Annotated in this window: 15 protein-coding genes and 1 tRNA gene; 13 read left to right on the forward strand and 3 right to left on the reverse strand. The window is 44.4% G+C overall.

The genetic code is table 11. From position 1 onward, the window contains the following. Nucleotides 1-4: 4 nt before the first annotated feature. The 11 genes from AB4496_RS12540 (at nt 5) to AB4496_RS12590 (ending at nt 12,532) form a co-directional block, all read left to right on the forward strand. Nucleotides 5-81, forward strand: a tRNA-Met gene (locus AB4496_RS12540). 237 nt (nt 82-318) lie between these two features. Beyond that, a complete protein-coding gene (gene rimP / locus AB4496_RS12545) occupies nt 319-774 on the forward strand; it encodes a ribosome maturation factor RimP (RefSeq protein WP_004734501.1) in 456 nt (151 codons plus the stop codon). A gap of 35 nt (nt 775-809) precedes the next feature. Further along, a complete protein-coding gene (nusA, locus tag AB4496_RS12550) occupies nt 810-2,297 on the forward strand; it encodes a transcription termination factor NusA (RefSeq protein ID WP_009847542.1) in 1,488 nt (495 codons plus the stop codon). A 22-nt stretch (nt 2,298-2,319) separates the two neighbouring features. Further along, nucleotides 2,320-5,010, forward strand: a complete 2,691-nt coding sequence (gene infB / locus AB4496_RS12555; protein WP_009847541.1) for a translation initiation factor IF-2 — start codon at nt 2,320-2,322, stop codon at nt 5,008-5,010. Between the two features lie 135 nt (nt 5,011-5,145). Then, complete coding sequence (gene rbfA, locus AB4496_RS12560) at nt 5,146-5,559, forward strand: 30S ribosome-binding factor RbfA (RefSeq protein WP_009847540.1); 414 nt, start codon at nt 5,146-5,148, stop codon at nt 5,557-5,559. After that, nucleotides 5,559-6,512, forward strand: coding sequence for a tRNA pseudouridine(55) synthase TruB (gene truB, locus AB4496_RS12565; RefSeq protein WP_009847539.1), 954 nt, complete (start codon nt 5,559-5,561; stop codon nt 6,510-6,512). Before rbfA ends, truB begins: the two co-directional genes overlap by 1 nt. Nucleotides 6,513-6,730: 218 nt before the next feature. Continuing rightward, nucleotides 6,731-7,000, forward strand: coding sequence for a 30S ribosomal protein S15 (gene rpsO, locus AB4496_RS12570; protein ID WP_004734493.1), 270 nt, complete (start codon nt 6,731-6,733; stop codon nt 6,998-7,000). Between the two features lie 360 nt (nt 7,001-7,360). Beyond that, on the forward strand, nt 7,361-9,481 hold the full coding sequence (gene pnp, locus AB4496_RS12575) for a polyribonucleotide nucleotidyltransferase (RefSeq protein WP_009847538.1): 2,121 nt from the start codon (nt 7,361-7,363) through the stop codon (nt 9,479-9,481). Between the two features lie 124 nt (nt 9,482-9,605). After that, nucleotides 9,606-10,529: a lipoprotein NlpI gene (gene nlpI / locus AB4496_RS12580; RefSeq protein ID WP_009847537.1), complete on the forward strand. Its 924-nt coding sequence runs from the start codon at nt 9,606-9,608 to the stop codon at nt 10,527-10,529. Nucleotides 10,530-10,697: 168 nt separating this feature from the next. Continuing rightward, complete coding sequence (locus AB4496_RS12585) at nt 10,698-11,105, forward strand: MarR family winged helix-turn-helix transcriptional regulator (protein WP_009847536.1); 408 nt, start codon at nt 10,698-10,700, stop codon at nt 11,103-11,105. A gap of 89 nt (nt 11,106-11,194) precedes the next feature. Further along, nucleotides 11,195-12,532 (forward strand): MATE family efflux transporter, encoded by a 1,338-nt coding sequence (locus tag AB4496_RS12590; RefSeq protein WP_009847535.1) that lies wholly within the window; start codon nt 11,195-11,197, stop codon nt 12,530-12,532. Between the two features lie 84 nt (nt 12,533-12,616). On the opposite strand, the gene AB4496_RS12595 is transcribed toward AB4496_RS12590, so the two are convergent. From AB4496_RS12595 to AB4496_RS12605, 3 genes are all read right to left on the reverse strand, one after another. Then, entirely contained in the window at nt 12,617-13,495 is an 879-nt protein-coding gene (locus AB4496_RS12595; protein ID WP_009847534.1) for a U32 family peptidase, read from the reverse strand. 18 nt (nt 13,496-13,513) lie between these two features. Then, on the reverse strand, nt 13,514-14,527 hold the full coding sequence (locus AB4496_RS12600) for a peptidase U32 family protein (protein ID WP_009847533.1): 1,014 nt from the start codon (nt 14,525-14,527) through the stop codon (nt 13,514-13,516). A 167-nt stretch (nt 14,528-14,694) separates the two neighbouring features. Continuing rightward, nucleotides 14,695-16,734 carry a bifunctional diguanylate cyclase/phosphodiesterase gene (locus tag AB4496_RS12605; protein ID WP_009847532.1) on the reverse strand — a complete coding sequence of 680 codons (2,040 nt, stop codon included), beginning with the start codon at nt 16,732-16,734 and terminating at the stop codon, nt 14,695-14,697. Nucleotides 16,735-16,991: 257 nt separating this feature from the next. Here AB4496_RS12605 and AB4496_RS12610 point away from each other — a divergent pair, with 257 nt between their 5' ends. Both AB4496_RS12610 and AB4496_RS12615 read left to right on the forward strand, forming a co-directional pair. After that, nucleotides 16,992-17,519 (forward strand): SCP2 domain-containing protein, encoded by a 528-nt coding sequence (locus AB4496_RS12610; RefSeq protein WP_009847531.1) that lies wholly within the window; start codon nt 16,992-16,994, stop codon nt 17,517-17,519. Next, nucleotides 17,503-17,728, forward strand: a 226-nt coding sequence (locus AB4496_RS12615; protein WP_372131071.1) for a GNAT family N-acetyltransferase, incomplete at its 3' end; no start/stop codon positions are given. The genes AB4496_RS12610 and AB4496_RS12615, both read left to right, overlap by 17 nt.

A 17,728-nucleotide genomic window follows, 5' to 3' on the forward strand; every position in this document is an offset into this window, starting at 1 on the left:
CGGACGCGGGATGGAGCAGTTTGGTAGCTCGTCGGGCTCATAACCCGAAGGTCGTCGGTTCAAATCCGGCTCCCGCAACCAATTTCAATGCTATTATATAGCTTGTATTGGTAGCAAGTTTGCACAGTGTGAACCTCACTGTGAGTTAAGTGTGATATCAAATATGATGACACTTAACATATAAGGGTCCAGCAACAAAAACCCCGGCTTATACGGGGTTTTTTGTTATCTAAGCATTTATAAATGCATTTAGATGATAATGTTTGCTTGGAATTTAAATTGGGCTTTGAGCCCTTTTTTTGTTTCTGGAGTGGTTAAATGACTGGTTTAGAAAGACAACTTACTGAAATGCTTGACGCTCCAGTAGCAGCATCAGGTTATGAGTTAGTTGGATTAGAATTTATTCGTGCTGGTGAGCACTCAACGCTACGCATTTACATCGATTCACCAAATGGTATCAATGTAGATGATTGCTCTGAAGTTAGTCACCAAGTAAGTGCCGTAATGGACGTTGAAGATCCAATTTCAGTGGCTTATAACCTTGAAGTGTCTTCACCAGGTTTAGAGAGACCACTGTTCAAAGCTGAGCATTACCAACAATTTATTGGTCACGAGGTAAGCATCGTTTTGAAAATGGCTGTCGGCAACCGTCGTAAATGGAAAGGTGATATCCAATCTATCGAAGGCGAGACAGTGAAAGTATTGGTTGAAGGACAAGAAGAAGAATTCGTCCTGAGCAATATTGCGAAAGCTAACCTGATCCCTAAATTTTAGTTCTCCTAGAGAGAAGAGCTTAAGAGGCTAGATTAATGAACAAAGAAATTTTGGCGGTAGTAGAAGCTGTTTCTAATGAGAAAGCAGTTCCTCGTGAGCGTATTTTTGAAGCGCTTGAAATCGCGCTTGCAACGGCAACAAAAAAGAAAAGCGAACTAGAAATCGAAGTTCGTGTTGAGATTGACCGTAAAACGGGTAATTTCGAAACTTTCCGCCGTTGGGAAGCTGTTGAGGAAGTTGAATTCCCAACAAAAGAAATCTCTATTGAAGCTGCAAAGTACGATGATCCAGAGATCGAACTTGGCGGTTTCATCGAAGATGATATCGAATCAGTAACGTTTGACCGTATTACGACTCAAACAGCTAAGCAAGTTATCGTACAGAAAGTACGTGAAGCTGAACGCGCTCAAATCGTTGAACAGTTTATTGATAACGAAGGCGAGCTAGTCACTGGCGCAGTTAAGAAAGTTAACCGTGACACAGTGATTCTAGATCTAGGTAACAATGCTGAAGCGGTAATCCTTCGTGATGACCAACTTCCTCGTGAAAACTTCCGTCCAGGTGACCGTGTTCGTGGTCTTCTATACGCAGTTAAGCCAGAAGCTCGTGGTTTCCAGCTTTTTGTTACTCGTTCTAAGCCAGAAATGCTAGCTGAACTATTCCGTGTTGAAGTGCCTGAGATTGGTGAAGAGCTAATTGAACTTAAAGGTGCTGCACGTGACGCTGGTTCTCGTGCTAAAATCGCCGTTAAAACAAACGACAAACGTATTGACCCTGTTGGTGCGTGTGTTGGTATGCGTGGCGCACGTGTACAAGCTGTATCTAACGACCTTGGCGGTGAGCGTATCGATATCGTGCTTTGGGATGATAACCCGGCGCAATTCGTTATCAATGCAATGGCTCCTGCTGATGTTGCTTCTATCATCGTTGATGAAGATACGCACTCAATGGACATCGCGGTTGAAGCTGACAATCTAGCGCAAGCTATCGGTCGTAGCGGTCAAAATGTACGTCTAGCGTCTCAACTTACTGGTTGGGAACTGAACGTAATGACTGTTGCTGATCTAGAGAAGAAGCACCAAGAAGAAGCAGTTGCTTCTATTGAAAACTTCATGAAGCACCTAGATATCGAAGAAGACTTTGCTCAAATGCTTGTTGAAGAAGGCTTCTCTACGCTTGAAGAAGTAGCCTACGTTCCTGTGAACGAGCTTCTTGAAGTAGATGGTCTAGATGAAGGTATCGTTGAAGAATTGCGTAACCGCGCGAAAGACGCACTGACAACTCTAGCGCTAGCGAAAGAAGAAACTTTCGATGGTGTTGAGCCAGCTGAAGACCTACTTGCACTTGAAGGTCTTGAGCGTGAAATGGCTTACAAGCTAGCAGCAAAAGGCGTTGCGACATTGGAAGACCTAGCTGACCAAGGCGTTGATGAACTAGAAGGCATCGAAGACCTAACTGCAGAGCGTGCAGGCGAGCTAATTATGGCTGCGCGTAACATCTGTTGGTTCGGCGACGAAGAATAATTCAGCAAGGAGAGAGAGCGGTATGACACAATTAACAGTTAAAGCACTGAGTGAAGAGATTGGTACGCCAGTTGACCGCTTAATTGAACAACTTGCTGATGCAGGCATGAAGAAAGCAGGGTCGGACCAAGTGACTGATTCAGAGAAGCAAACATTGCTAACGCACCTTAAAAAGGAGCACGGCGATACTTCTGGTGAAACAGAACCGACTCGTTTAACTCTTCAACGCAAGACCCGCAGCACGCTAAGTGTTGCCGCTGGAGGCGGTAAGAGTAAGGATGTTCAAGTTGAGGTACGTAAAAAGCGTACTTACGTGAAGCGCAGCACTATTGAAGATGAAGCGAAACGTGAAGCTGAGGAAGTAGCTAATCGTGAAGCGGAAGAGAAAGCACAACGCGATGCTGAAGAGCAAGCGAAACGTGATGCTGCAGAGAAAGCACAGCGCGAAGCCGAAGCAAAAGTAACACGTGAAGCGGATGCAAAACGTGAAGCTGAAGAGAAGGCTCAACGCGCACAAGCTGAAAAGGCTAAAAAAGACATGAATTCAAAAAATGCAGACGCTAACGCACAAGCGAAAAAAGAAGCGGATGAACTTAAAGCTCGTCAAGAGCAAGAAGCAACTCGTAAAGCCGAAGCTGAAGCAGCTAAGCTTGTTGAAGAAGCTCGTAAGTTAGCAGAAGAGAACCAAGAACGTTGGTCTGAAGAAGAGAAGAAGAAGAAAGAGCAAGAGAAATCTGCGGATTACCATGTGACGACTTCTACTTACGCTCGTGAAGCTGAAGATGCGGCAGACAAAAAAGATGAGAAAGCACCTCGTCGTCGCAAGAAGAAACCAGCTCCAGCAACTCAACCTGGCAATAACCGTGGTGGTCGTAACCAACGTGGTCGTGGCGGTAAAGGTAAGCTTGCTAAACCAACTTCAATGCAGCAAGGCTTCGATAAGTCAGCGACTGTTGCAAAATCTGACGTTGCTATCGGCGAAACTATCGTTGTTTCTGAACTGGCTAGCAAAATGTCAGTTAAAGCAACTGAAGTTATCAAAGTAATGATGAAGATGGGCGCTATGGCGACTATCAACCAAGTGATCGACCAAGAAACAGCACAACTTGTTGCTGAAGAAATGGGTCACAAGGTAATCCTACGTAAAGAAAACGAACTTGAAGAAGCAGTACTAGCTGACCGTGATAGCGATGCTATCGCTGAAGGTCGTGCTCCTGTTGTTACTATCATGGGTCACGTTGACCACGGTAAAACTTCAACACTTGACTACATTCGTAAAGCACACGTTGCTTCTGGCGAAGCTGGCGGTATCACGCAGCACATTGGTGCTTACCACGTAGATACTGACAACGGCATGATCACGTTCCTTGATACTCCTGGACACGCGGCCTTTACTGCTATGCGTGCTCGTGGTGCTCAAGCGACAGATATCGTTGTACTTGTTGTTGCTGCAGACGATGGCGTAATGCCACAAACAATCGAAGCAATCCAGCACGCGAAAGCGGCAGGCGTTCCTCTGATTGTTGCTGTGAACAAGATCGACAAAGAGGGTGCAAACCCAGACAACGTTAAGAATGAGCTAGCTCAATACGACGTTATTCCTGAAGAATGGGGCGGTGAGAACATCTTCGTTCACATCTCTGCAAAACAGGGTACAAACATTGATGGTCTTCTAGAGTCTATCCTTCTTCAGTCTGAAGTTCTTGAACTTACAGCGGTTAAAGAAGGCATGGCATCTGGTGTTGTTGTTGAATCTCGCCTTGATAAAGGTCGTGGTCCAGTTGCAACAGTACTAGTTCAGTCTGGTACTCTAAACAAAGGCGATATCGTTCTTTGTGGTCAAGAGTACGGCCGTGTTCGTGCAATGCGTGATGAAAACGGTAAAGACATCGAAACTGCAGGTCCATCTATCCCTGTAGAAATTCTAGGTCTTTCTGGCGTTCCTGCTTCAGGTGATGAAGCGACTGTTGTACGTGATGAGCGTAAAGCGCGTGAAGTTGCAAACTACCGTCAAGGTAAATTCCGTGATGTTAAACTAGCTCGCCAACAAAAAGCGAAACTAGAGAACATGTTCGCGAACATGACGGCAGGCGAAGTTGCTGAACTTAACGTTGTACTTAAAGCTGACGTTCAAGGTTCTGTAGAAGCGATTGCTGACTCTCTACTGAAACTGTCAACTGACGAAGTTAAAGTGAACATCGTAGGTTCTGGTGTTGGTGGTATTACTGAAACTGACGCAACGCTTGCTGCAGCTTCTAACGCTATCATCCTTGGTTTCAACGTTCGTGCTGACGCAACTGCGCGTAATACAGTTCAGAACGAAAACCTAGATCTACGTTACTACTCAATCATCTACCAACTGATTGACGAAGTTAAACAGGCAATGGGCGGTATGCTTGCTCCTGAATTCCGTCAAGAAATCATTGGTCTTGCACAAGTTCGTGACGTATTTAAGTCGCCTAAACTTGGTGCAATCGCTGGTTGTATCGTTACTGAAGGTACGATTAAGCGTAGCAACCCAATCCGTGTACTTCGTGAAAACGTTGTTATCTACGAAGGTGAACTAGAGTCACTTCGTCGCTTTAAAGATGACGTTCAAGAAGTTAAGAATGGTTACGAGTGTGGTGTTGGCGTTAAGAACTACAATGACGTTCGCGTTGGTGACCAGATCGAAGTATTCGAAATCGTTGAGGTTAAACGTACTCTAGACTAATCAGTCTGTACGACTCGACATATTGACTAAGGTTACTAACATTACTAATAAAGGTAATAAGGTAATCGGTTGTTGAATACACCATGGGGGGCTGGTAATTACCAAGCCCCCCATCTTTCTAAGTGAGAAAAGAAAATGTCAAAAGAATTTAGCCGCACACAACGTGTGTCTCAGCAGCTTCAAAAGGAGCTTGCGCTTATCCTACAACGTGAAGTTCGTGACTCACGTATCGGTATGGTAACTATCTCAGACGTAGAAGTGTCTCGTGACCTTGCTTACGCAAAAGTGTTCGTTACTTTCCTATGTATCGGTGAGCAAACACCTGAATCATGTCTTGCTGCTCTTAAAGAGCATGAAGTGCCAGTTCGTATGGCTCTTGGTAAGCGTATTCGTCACCGTCTAACGCCTGAAGTGCGTTTTACTTACGACAACACACTAGTAGAAGGCATGCGTATGTCTAACTTAGTAAGTGAAGTTTTAAACGACGATAAGCGTAAGCAAGAAGAGTCTGGCCGAACTGACGAAACTCAGTCTAAGGGCGAAGAGTAATGGCTCGCCGTCGTAAAGGTCGCCCTATCAACGGGGTAATTCTGTTAGATAAGCCAACGGGCATTTCGTCTAATGATGCACTGCAAAAAGTAAAACGTATTTACTTTGCAGAGAAGGCAGGGCACACCGGTGCTCTTGATCCTCTTGCGACTGGCATGCTGCCAATTTGTCTTGGTGAAGCAACGAAGTTTTCTCAGTTTCTATTAGATTCTGACAAGCGCTACGTAGTAATCGCTAAGCTTGGTGAGCGTACCAATACTTCTGACTCTGATGGTGAAGTGGTAGAGACACGAGATGTTAACGTGACTCAAGAGCAACTTGAACGCTGCATTGCAAGCTTCAAAGGGGAAACCGACCAGATTCCGTCAATGTTCTCAGCATTGAAGTATCAAGGTAAGCCTTTGTATGAATACGCACGTGCAGGTATCGAGGTGCCTCGTGAATCTCGTAAAATCACTGTTTACTCTATTGAACTGCTTCGCTTTGAAGGTGATGAAGTTGAGATGGAAGTGCATTGTTCAAAAGGCACTTACATCCGCACAATTACCGACGATCTTGGTGAAATGCTAGGTTGTGGTGCCCACGTGACCATGCTTCGCCGTACTGGTGTTGCTAAGTATCCGTACGATCGTATGGTGACTTTGGAGCAGTTGAACGAGATCCTAGAGCAAGCGCAGGCGCAAGAAATTGCACCCAAAGAACTGCTTGATCCACTATTAATGCCAATGGACACAGCCGTTGAAGACTTACCAGAAGTTAACTTAAACGCGGAACTGACTGACCTAGTTCAGCACGGTATGCCCGTTCAGGTTTCTGGTGCGCCAACTGAAGGTACGGTTCGCATGACAAGTGGTGAAGAGAAACTGTTTGTTGGTGTTGCTCAGATTGCTGAAGATGGCCGAGTTGCACCGAAGCGTTTGGTTGTTTTCAGAGATGAAGAGCCACAACCATAACGCTGAAACCTAGTTAGGTATTGGCGCTTAGCCTGGAAAAGCGAATCAATAATATAGAAAGCGAGCCCTTAATTTTAATGGTTCGCTTTTTTCGTTTTTCATCAGTTCGATTGTTATTGCACCAACTCGTAAACTTCCCTATAATCCTCGACTCGCGTAGCGGCTGAATCAGAGATTGGCTGCTACAAATATAAACTTACTCTTATCAGGAGAGATTTATGTCTCTGAATGCAGAAACTAAAGCAGCAATCGTTGCAGAATACGCACAATCTGAAGGCGACACAGGTTCACCAGAAGTACAAGTAGCACTACTTACTGCTTCTATCAACCACCTACAAGGTCACTTCAAAGCGCACAAACACGATCACCACAGCCGTCGTGGTCTATTACGTATGGTTTCTAGCCGTCGTAAGCTTCTTGATTACTTGAAAGGCAAAAACCTTACTCGTTACCAAGACCTAATCAAGCGTCTAGGCCTACGTCGCTAATAGCGATGTCTGCAAAGACAGTTTGAAGAAAAGGAGCATTTATGCTCCTTTTTTTGTGCCTGTTATATTTTTAATGTTAAAAATGAAGGTTCTCTGTGCGGTTAACCTGATTTTTAATCGTGAAAATGTCTCTTACCAAGAAAATAGTTTATACTCTCGCACGCGAATAATTGTTTGATTATTTCGCACCCTAATTAGCTCAACAATAACAGTCACAGATGTCGGCCAATAGGTCGCGACTATTAAAAGCAGATGTTTAGTCTGATTGAACTTCTCGTCTTTTTTTACTAGTCGCGATTAGTTATTGCTGAGCATTCATTCACTTATTCTGAAAAGAGATTTTCAGATGAAGGATATACAATGTTTGAAAAACCAGTTGTAAAGTCATTCCAGTACGGTAACCACACCGTTACTCTAGAAACGGGCGTAATGGCACGTCAAGCTACTGCTGCTGTAATGGCGACTATGGACGATACATCAGTATTCGTTTCTGTTGTTGCTAAAAAAGAAGCTGTTGCGGGTCAAGATTTCTTCCCTCTAACAGTTAACTACCAAGAGCGTACATACGCTGCGGGTAAAATCCCTGGTGGTTTCTTCAAGCGCGAAGGTCGTCCATCTGAAGGCGAAACACTAACAGCTCGTCTGATTGACCGTCCAATTCGTCCACTTTTCCCAAGTGCGTTTAAAAACGAAGTTCAAGTTATCGCTACGGTTGTTTCTATCAACCCTGACGTAAACCCAGACATGATCACTATGATCGCAACGTCTGCTGCACTTGCTATCTCTGGTGCTCCATTCAATGGTCCTATCGGTGCTGCACGTGTTGGTCACATCGACGGCGAACTTGTTCTTAACCCATCAAATACTGAGCTTGAAAACTCTAAACTAGACCTAGTTGTGTCTGGTACAGAAGGCGCAGTACTTATGGTTGAATCTGAAGCAGATAACTTATCTGAAGAAGAAATGCTTTCAGCTGTTGTTTACGGTCACGACCAACAACAAGTTGTAATCAAAGCAATCAACGAGTTTGCTGCTGAAGTTGCAACTCCATCTTGGAACTGGGAAGCGCCAGCAGTTAACACTGAGCTTAAAGCTAAAGTTGCTGAGCAAGCTGAAACACGTCTATCTGACGCGTACCAGATCACTGAGAAAATGGCTCGTTACGAGCAAGTTGGCGCAATCAAGAACGACACTGTTGAAGCTCTAATTGCACAAGACGAAAACCTAGATGAGCGCGAAATCCGCGGCATGCTTGGTTCTCTAGAGAAAAACGTAGTACGTAGCCGCATCATTGCTGGCAACCCACGTATTGATGGCCGTGAAAAAGACATGGTTCGTGCGCTAGACGTACGTACTGGTGTTCTTCCACGTACACACGGTTCTTCTCTATTCACTCGTGGTGAAACTCAAGCACTTGTTACTGCAACGCTTGGTACACAACGTGATGCACAAATCATCGACAGCCTAATGGGTGAGAAGAAAGACAACTTCCTTCTACACTACAACTTCCCTCCATACTGTGTAGGTGAGACTGGTTTCGTTGGTTCTCCTAAGCGTCGTGAAATTGGTCACGGTAAGCTTGCTAAACGTGGTATCCAAGCAGTAATGCCTTCTGTTGACGAATTCCCATACACAGTTCGTGTTGTATCGGAAATCACAGAATCTAACGGTTCTTCTTCAATGGCTTCTGTATGTGGTACATCTCTAGCACTTATGGATGCTGGTGTTCCAATCAAAGCTTCTGTTGCGGGTATCGCAATGGGTCTTGTTAAAGAAGGCGACGATTTCGTTGTTCTTTCTGACATCCTTGGCGACGAAGATCACCTAGGTGATATGGACTTTAAAGTAGCAGGTACTAACGCTGGTATCACTGCACTTCAAATGGACATCAAGATCGAAGGTATCACTAAAGAGATCATGCAAATTGCTCTTAACCAAGCGCAAGGTGCACGTAAGCACATCCTTTCTGTAATGGATGAAGCTATCTCTGGTGCTCGTGAAGATATCTCTGAATTCGCTCCACGTATCCACACAATGAAAATCAGCTCTGATAAGATCAAAGATGTTATCGGTAAAGGCGGCGCAGTTATCCGTGCTCTTTGTGAAGAAACGGGTACTACAATCGAAATCGAAGACGATGGCACAATCAAGATTGCTGCTACTGAAGGCGCAGCTGCTAAAGAAGCTATCCGTCGTATCGAAGAGATCACTGCTGAAGTTGAAGTTGGCCGCATTTACCAAGGTAAAGTTGCTCGTCTAGCTGACTTCGGTGCATTCGTTACTATCCTTCCAGGTAAAGATGGTCTAGTACACATCTCTCAAATCGCTGATAAGCGCGTTGAGAAAGTGTCTGACTACCTAACTGAAGGTCAAGAAGTACCAGTTAAGGTTCTTGAAATTGACCGTCAAGGCCGTGTACGTCTAAGCATGAAAGAAGCAGTTGAAACGCCAGCTGAAGGCGAAGCACCTGCTGCTGAGTAATTCTTAGCCTATTAATGGGACTATCGCTTTTTAGTGATTTCTAACCCATTGGTAAAAAAGCATGTTATAAAGGGGAGCATATCGCTCCCCTTTTTTATTGCGGTCATAACAGGAGTAATTATTTGTGAAATGGTTTCAAACCGCGAGTATGTGTTTACTGCTTGTACTGACAGGTTGTGCGACAACATCAGATAACACCTCACGTTGGGTTTATCCACCAATGGCTGTACCGCTGCAACCAAGCGTTCAGCAAGAGGTTCAAATTGCACGTCTTAGTCAATTATTACAGCGCCCGGACTTGAATGATGAAGTTCGATCTAAGATGCTGTTTGAACGTGGTAACTACTACGATAGTGTTGGCCTGCGTGATCTAGCACGTCTCGACTTCAACCAATCTCTTTCATTGAACCCTGCTCAACCTGATATCTTCAACCTTTTGGGGGTTTACTTTACGCAGGTAGGGGAGTTTGATGCGGCTTATGAATCTTTTGATTCTACGTTAGAGCTTGATCCTGCAAACTCTTACGCAGAAAGAAACCGCTCTATCGCACTCTACTACGGCGAACGTTATGATTTAGCCAATGAAGAGATGACGAAGCATTATACCGATGACCCAAGTGATCCATTCCGTGCGCTTTGGTTGTATATCATTCAGCACGAACTCACGCCAGAGCAAGCCAAGCTTGATTTGCAAAAACGTTACGAGAGCCGTGATGAGCAGTGGGGTTGGGTATTAGTCGCGATTATGCTTGATGACATTACTGAAGAGCAGGCTTTTAAGGCCATCTTGACCGGTACTCGTGACAACACGTTACTTGCGCAGCGCCTAACTGAGACATATTTCTACCTTGCTAAGCGTTACCACATGAATGGGGACTACGCGAATGCGATCTCTCTGTACAAGTTGTCAGTGTCTTTCAATGTGTATGAATATGTAGAGCATCGTTACTCTTTCTTAGAGCTAAGCCGTATATTTACTACTCTTAAAGCCGAGCACTTAGCAAAAGTTAAGTTGGCTGAGGCCGAAGAAAAAGCCGACACAAAGTAAACGATATATTTTGATTCCGAAGAACCGCTGCCTGTCAGCGGTTTTTTTATGTTCCTTTTTTATAAACAGGTGGTGGGGGGGGGGGGGCTCGTTTTTGATTGCTTTTTATTTAAACAACACTAAAATAGTTAGCCTTGCTAACTAAATGCCATTCTTGATTAGGTGAGTATGCTGAACCAGAATTTAGAAAAGATTGAGCGCTTCGCCTCTAAGATATGGCGAACTCAGGTAAATGAAGATCCTATTTGCCAATTGAGCTTCAATGAGTATGACTATTTGAAGGTCATTCAATCTTCTCCTGAACCGATTCGATTGACTGATCTTGCGATTGAGATGCAGGTGACCAAGCCTTCAGCAACCACTATGGTTCAGAGACTAGAGAGAAAGGGGCTTGTTGAGCGTAAAGCTTCGCTCGAAGATGCGAGGTCTAAGTTGGTCGTATTGACCAGCAAAGCTGAAGTCGGCTTAGAAGAAGAAAGTAAGATCTATCAGGTCATGGCACAGATATTGGAAAGTCGTTTGTCTGAGCAAGAGTCTCAGCAGCTAAACCTATTATTAAATAAAGCTTTGAAGTAAATAATTTAGATATTTAGTTAGCCTTGTTAACTAATTTTTCGAGTCATATCTTGTTGATATGCGACTCACAGATGAAAGTAGAGTAAGAAATGAGTAACTCAATTAGTCGTCAGTTTTGGCGATACACAATCCCTACTGTGGCTGCCATGTTGGTTAATGGCCTTTACCAAGTGGTGGATGGCATCTTCATTGGCCGCTATGTGGGGGCTGATGGACTTGCAGGTATCAATGTTGCGTGGCCTGTGATTGGTTCGATTCTCGGTATTGGTATGTTGGTGGGTGTAGGTACAGGTGCGCTTGTCTCGATTCGCCAAGGTGAAAAAGATACTCAAGGCGCTAAGGAGATCTTAGCAACAGGTTTAACCTTGTTGTTGGCGATAACACCTATTGTTTCTGCATTGCTGTTTTTGTTTGCTGATAACTTCTTGCTTTGGCAGGGCGCAGAAGGGAGAGTGTATGAACTTGGCCTACAATACTTACACATTCTGATTGGCGCGAGTGTCTTCACGCTAGGTTCGATCGCGATGCCGTTTTTACTGCGTAACGATGACAGCCCGAACTTGGCCACCATACTGATGATTGTCGGTGCGGTGATCAATATAGCTCTGGATTATCTGTTTATTGCTCAGCTTGGTTGGGAGTTGAAGGGTGCTGCATTGGCAACCGCGATTGCTCAGTTTGTAGTAACAGGTTTGGGGTTAGCTTACTTCTTCTCACGTCGAGCAAACCTGCGCTTGCGTTGGAATGAACTGAGACTGAAGCTTGATGTGATTCCACAAATCTTTGCCATTGGTACATCAAGCTTCTTTATGTACGCTTACGGTTCGATGATGGTTGCGCTGCACAATGCGTTGTTCTCTCAATATGGCGACCAGTTGATGATTGGTGCTTACGCGATTTTGGGCTACATAGTGACGGTTTATTATCTCACGGCTGAAGGTATCGCCAACGGCATGCAACCATTGGTGAGTTATAACCATGGTGCGCGTAACCAAGCGAATATCCGTAAGCTACTTAAGATTGCGATGATGAGTTCGGTATTGATTGGTGTGGCGTTCGTGCTGCTTCTGAACGCGTTCCCACGAGAGTTTGTGTCAGTCTTTAACTCAGATGAACCTCAGCTAGTTGAGTACACCGTGTTGGGTATTCGATTGCACATGTTTGCACTGGCGCTTGATGGCTTCTTAGTGGTAGCGGGTGCTTACTATCAGGCGGTCAACAAAGGCAGTAAAGCGATGTTTGTCATGCTAGGTAATATGCTTATCCAGTTACCTTTCTTGTACATTATGCCTAAGTTGTACGGTGTGCCGGGGATCTGGGTTGCGTACCCACTGTCTAATATTGCGCTAAGCGTGGTGGTGATGGTGATGCTCTACAAAGATGTAAAGAAGCTCGATGTCTCACCGATGAATACAGCGGCGGCATAGGTCGTATTTCTTAAGTAGAATTAAAAAGGTCTAGCGAATGCTAGACCTTTTTGTCTCTGTGGCTGATGGGTTTAACTCTAGAAACTAGATGTTTTTAACGTCTAAACCCGCAAGCTGATGCCAGTAGCCATTGCACTGGCGGCTTTCAATCTTCATTGGTTTTTGACCTTGCTCGTTCGCTCTGAAGTTATTGATTTCAGAGAAAGTGTCGATACCCAATGGACTCAGGCGAACGACATCGACCAAGTCATGCATGCTCGGTAGATCATTGACTAGGTTGTAGCAGTAACCTGATTGCGTCTGGATACCATTAAGGTTAAATACCGATTGGCCTTCTTGGCTTTCGACCTGTAGACCTGTTGGGTATTTGATGCAGCAGGTTTCGCAATCGTCTTTGGCTTTGTTCTCTGCTCGGGCTGTAAAGCAACGTGCAGAGTAAGCAAGAGGTAAGTAGCCATGGCTAAACACTTCTACTTCGAACTTATTACGAATATTAAGCTCTTCGCACTGTTTCATTACGTTGCTTAGCCACTCGCGAGAAAGCTCAACGGGCATACACCAACGCGTCATACCTTGTTTCAAGAACAGGTTCAGAGTGCGTGCATTGTAGGTGTTCACCGCAGGGCCAACAACAAAAGGCACCTTACTTTCACTTGCCAGTTGAATCGCAGATACATCATTGGCTTCAATGGCGAAGTCACCGTTATCAATGTACTTCTTCATGATGTTGACTTCGCTTGGGGCTTCTAGCAATGCCATGGTTGAAAGTACCACTTGCTTACCTGAATCAGACAGCTCTTTTGCTATGTCCATCCAGTGTTTTGCTTTCATCTCACGGCGCTTTGAGCACACCGCTTCACCGAGGTAGATGATGTCGGCAGAGCTTGATTTTGCTTGCTCATAGAAGCTTTCAACATCTTGTTTTGGCCAAAAATAAAGTAGAGGGCCTAATGCGTATTTCATTGAGTTCTCCATTTGGCTCTATTGCCATTTACGGTGGTAAGCGCCAAGCGTGGTTTGTGTACCTTCAGATACATTCGCCAGTGTCGCATTCCAAGCTTGTTCCACTTGGTATTGTTCAGGGTTCGCTAAGTAGCGATCGATGGCTGCGCGCCAAGTGCGAGTGACTTGCTCGACATAAGCAGGGCTACGTTGGCGACCTTCAATCTTCACAGAAGCAACATTCGCGGCGAAAAGCTCAGGCAACATAGATAGTGTGTTAAGGCTAGTTGGCTCTTCAAGTGCGTGATAACGCTTTCGCTCACCATCTACTTCTGCTTCAAATCGGCCTTTACATAGCGTTGGGTAACCTGCGTTCTCACCTGCTTCATACTTGTCGATAAGGATTTCGTTCAAGCGAGATTCAAGTCCGCCATCCGTTTCTTGCCAGCGAACGTATTTTGCTGGAGAACATGCCCCAACCGTATTTGGCGATTCACCCGTCATGTATGAAGAGAGGTAGCAACGGCCTTCTGCCATGATACATAAGCTACCAAAAGCGAATACTTCGAGGTCAACGTCAGAAGTGATGTTACGAGAAAGCTGTTTGACCTGATGGATCGACAATACGCGCGGCAATACCACACGCTTAACGTTGAAATTTTTATGATAGAAGTCGATAGCGGCTGCATTGGTCGCAGATGCTTGTACTGATAAGTGCAGCTCTAGTTCTGGATATTTATTTGCAGCGTACTCGAGCACCGCAATGTCAGCGATGATCAGCGCATCAACGCCTAGTGCGGCGGCGTTATCTACAGCGTTAGTCCAGCGTTCGAAGCCGTTTGGGTGAGCAAAAGTATTTAAGGCAACGTGAATTTTCTTGTTGCGGTCATGCACATACTGCACAGCACGATCGAGCTTTTTACCCGCAAAGTTAAGTCCTGCGAAGTGTCGGGCATTCGTATCGTCTTTGAATCCGATATAGACAGCATCCGCACCGCAATCAATAGCGGTTTTCAAAGCAGGTAAGTTACCCGCTGGGCATAAGAGTTCCATTTGCTCACTACCAATAGAATAAAATTGAAGCGAGTATTTTATGAAGAATTATGAATGACGGAATTGATGTAAGGCAGGTTTAGATGGATAAATCTGCTTTTACCCCATTTGAGGTACTGACGAATGGCGAATTTACGCTTTAGCTTGGTGTTGGAGGGCGTGTTTAATTAATTCTTGTGACGACGGTTTTGGGCGAACAGTTCTTCAACCTCTTGTTTTGGTTGAGGGCGATAGAAGTGGAAACCTTGAATTGAACCACAGTTGAGGTTAGACAGCAGGGTTGCTTGCTCACTGGTTTCGACACCCTCTGCAACCACGGTTAAATCGAGAGATTTCCCAAGGTTGATGATGTTTTCAATTACGGTAATTTGCTTTGGTAAGGTATCGATATCTGAGATAAAAGCCCGGTCAATTTTAAGCTCATCAATCGGAAAGCGAGCAAGGTAAGATAGAGAAGAGTAACCCGTACCAAAGTCATCGATGGATAACGCAAAGCCAAGTCTCTTAATCGCGTTCAGCATTTGAAGCGTGTGCTCACTATCACTCATTACGGCACTTTCTGTAAGCTCAAAGGTAATCGCACTTGGATCTAGCTCAGTAGAACGCAGCAACTTCTCCATGAAATCAATCAATTTTGGATTACCAAACTGCTCTGGTGAAAGGTTGATCGCGACGCGACCAGGTAAAATACCTTGCATCTTCCAACGTTTCACCGTGGCAAATACTTCGCGCATTACCACACGACCAAGTTGTTCAATAAGGCCAGCTCGTTCCGCTACAGGAATAAATGCGGCAGGGCTAATATAACCTTCTACGGGGTGTTTCCAACGTACCAGAGCTTCTGCTCCGTTAATGGTGAAGTCACGCGCATTTACTTTTGGTTGGTACCAAACCTCAAGCCCGTTCTGTTGCAGTGCTTTTTGCAGTTCTATCTCAAGCCACAGTCGCATTCGCGCTTCTTTGTTCATCTGTTCGTTGAACTTGATCAGGCGGTTGCGTCCACGATCCTTAGCTTCATACATTGCGGTGTCAGCATTCTGTAGCAAGATACGTGCGTCACTGCCATCGTGAGGAAAGCTCACACTACCAATCGAGCAGGCTAAACGCTTGCTAAAATGGTGGAGATCGAAGGGTTGGTTGATCAGAGATATGATCTTTTCAGAGAGTATTTCAGGTGTTCGTGGGTGTTCAGGCTCAGGTAGAATAATACCAAATTCATCACCGCCTAAATGGCCAATAATAGCTTGACGAGGCAGTTGTCGTTTTAAGCGAGATGCGACCTCTTTAATCACTTTATCACCGATGTGGTGGCCAAGTGAGTCATTGATATTTTTGAAGTTATCGATGTCTAAGTAGAGCATCACAACAGGGGTCTTGTTGTGAATGAACTGCTCAAGGCTTTTGGTAAACCCAAGTCGGTTGTAGAGCTTAGTCAGTGTATCGATGTAGGCATCTTCACTGTTAGCGGGGGTGTATTGTTTTGTTGTTTCTTGAGCGTCTTGAATAAGTACGAGTTGGGTACTGCTTCCAAGAATGACCGTCGAGTCGATATTTAACTGAACTTTACGTTCAAAGCCACATCGAGCACCCGTTAAACAAACCAAGCCAGACTCAGAAATAATGGAGCTGAGGTCATTATTAAAGACTGTTTTGGTTTGTTCATCGATAAATAATCGGCCTAACTCTTCGCCAATCAATTCTGTGGTGGAGTTAAAACCAAGTAAGCGCGCAGCTGCAGGGTTCGAAGACAGAATGTAGTCGTTTTCAACTAATAGCAATCCGTCTGGGAGCAGGTGAGATAGCTTGTGGAATTTCGCTTCAGACTCTTCTAAAGAACGGACAAGTACTTGGTTTTCAGATGTATCGAAGGCGTGAAAGATGATGTATTCAGTCTTTTTACCATTGGTAAGCGGAGATAGGCTGAAATGAAGGCTAGTGTCTAAAGCCGTTTCGTTTAGGGTGATTTCGGCCTCAATCGTTTCGCCATTGAATGCACGCTCATAGTAAGGCTTTAGGTGTTGATAGAATTGCTCGCCCAAGGTTTGGCGGTCATTCATGCCTACAAGCTCTGTTTTACTTAAACCAGCAATATCACAGTAACGCTCATTCACCATAAAATAGTTATGTTGAGCATCAAGTACCGCAAAAAAGAACGGGCTGTTTGCAGTAAGCTGTGTAAACCAATGTTGTAGTTGCTGGGGAGGCATCAAAGTACTACCAATTCTCCAAGAGCTTGAATATTCACTATCGATAAACATTGATTGCTTTTTGTTCAGCTATCGATGTTTACTTGTGAGTGCAGCGATTCGCTGTGATTTTCATGACCAGAGTTACTATAACTGTGATTATCAATATATTAAAGGTCGAGCATCAAACTGAATTAATTTGATACATAACAGTAACTGAGATCTCAACATCATCTATGATGCTTTCTATATTATTGACAAAGTTACGGATAAGTCACGTGATAAACAAGATACGCACTCAACTAGTTCAAAATGCCGCATCAATTTTGCGATCTCCAGTCCAGTTATTACCAAAATCAGTACAAAAAAAAGCCTTATTAGAAGCATTGAAAAATGTATTCAAGGAGGCTTTAGAGGATGGTGATTTTGAGTTCTTAGAAGACAAGTGGCTTAAAGTTTCAATAAAAGATATGGGGTTAAGTTGGTGTATTAGCTACAAAAATGAGCAACTAGTTGTCGCTGATAAAGAGGTCAATGAAGATGTGAGTTTTAGTGGCAATCTAAATGATCTCGTGTTGATTGCTGGGCGAAAAGAAGACCCAGATACGCTTTTCTTCCAACGTCGACTGTCTATTGAGGGCGATACCGAGCTAGGCTTGGAAGTGAAAAATTTGATGGATAGCGTCGATTTAGACTTATTGCCGACTCCTATGAAAACTTTGTTAAATCAATTAGCTGATTTTGTGCAGAAGGGAGTACAATCCCCAGATACACAAAGTGAGGTAATGAATGCTTATTCGAACTGAAGCACCGGCAGATATACTTGTCATCGATCGTTTATTGAAATCTGTTTTTGAAACGGATGCAGAAGCTAATTTGGTTATGAGCTTGCGTGAGAATAGCCATTTAACGCTATCGCTGGTGGCTTGTTCTGATGAAGGGGAGGTGGTTGGTCACCTGATGTTTAGCCCTCTTACTCTTGATGGTGACGATCATAACTGGCAGGGGCTCGCAC

The organism is Vibrio sp. 10N.222.46.A1 (assembly GCF_041473595.1).
In the GTDB taxonomy this organism is placed as follows: Bacteria; Pseudomonadota; Gammaproteobacteria; order Enterobacterales; family Vibrionaceae; genus Vibrio; species Vibrio tasmaniensis_A.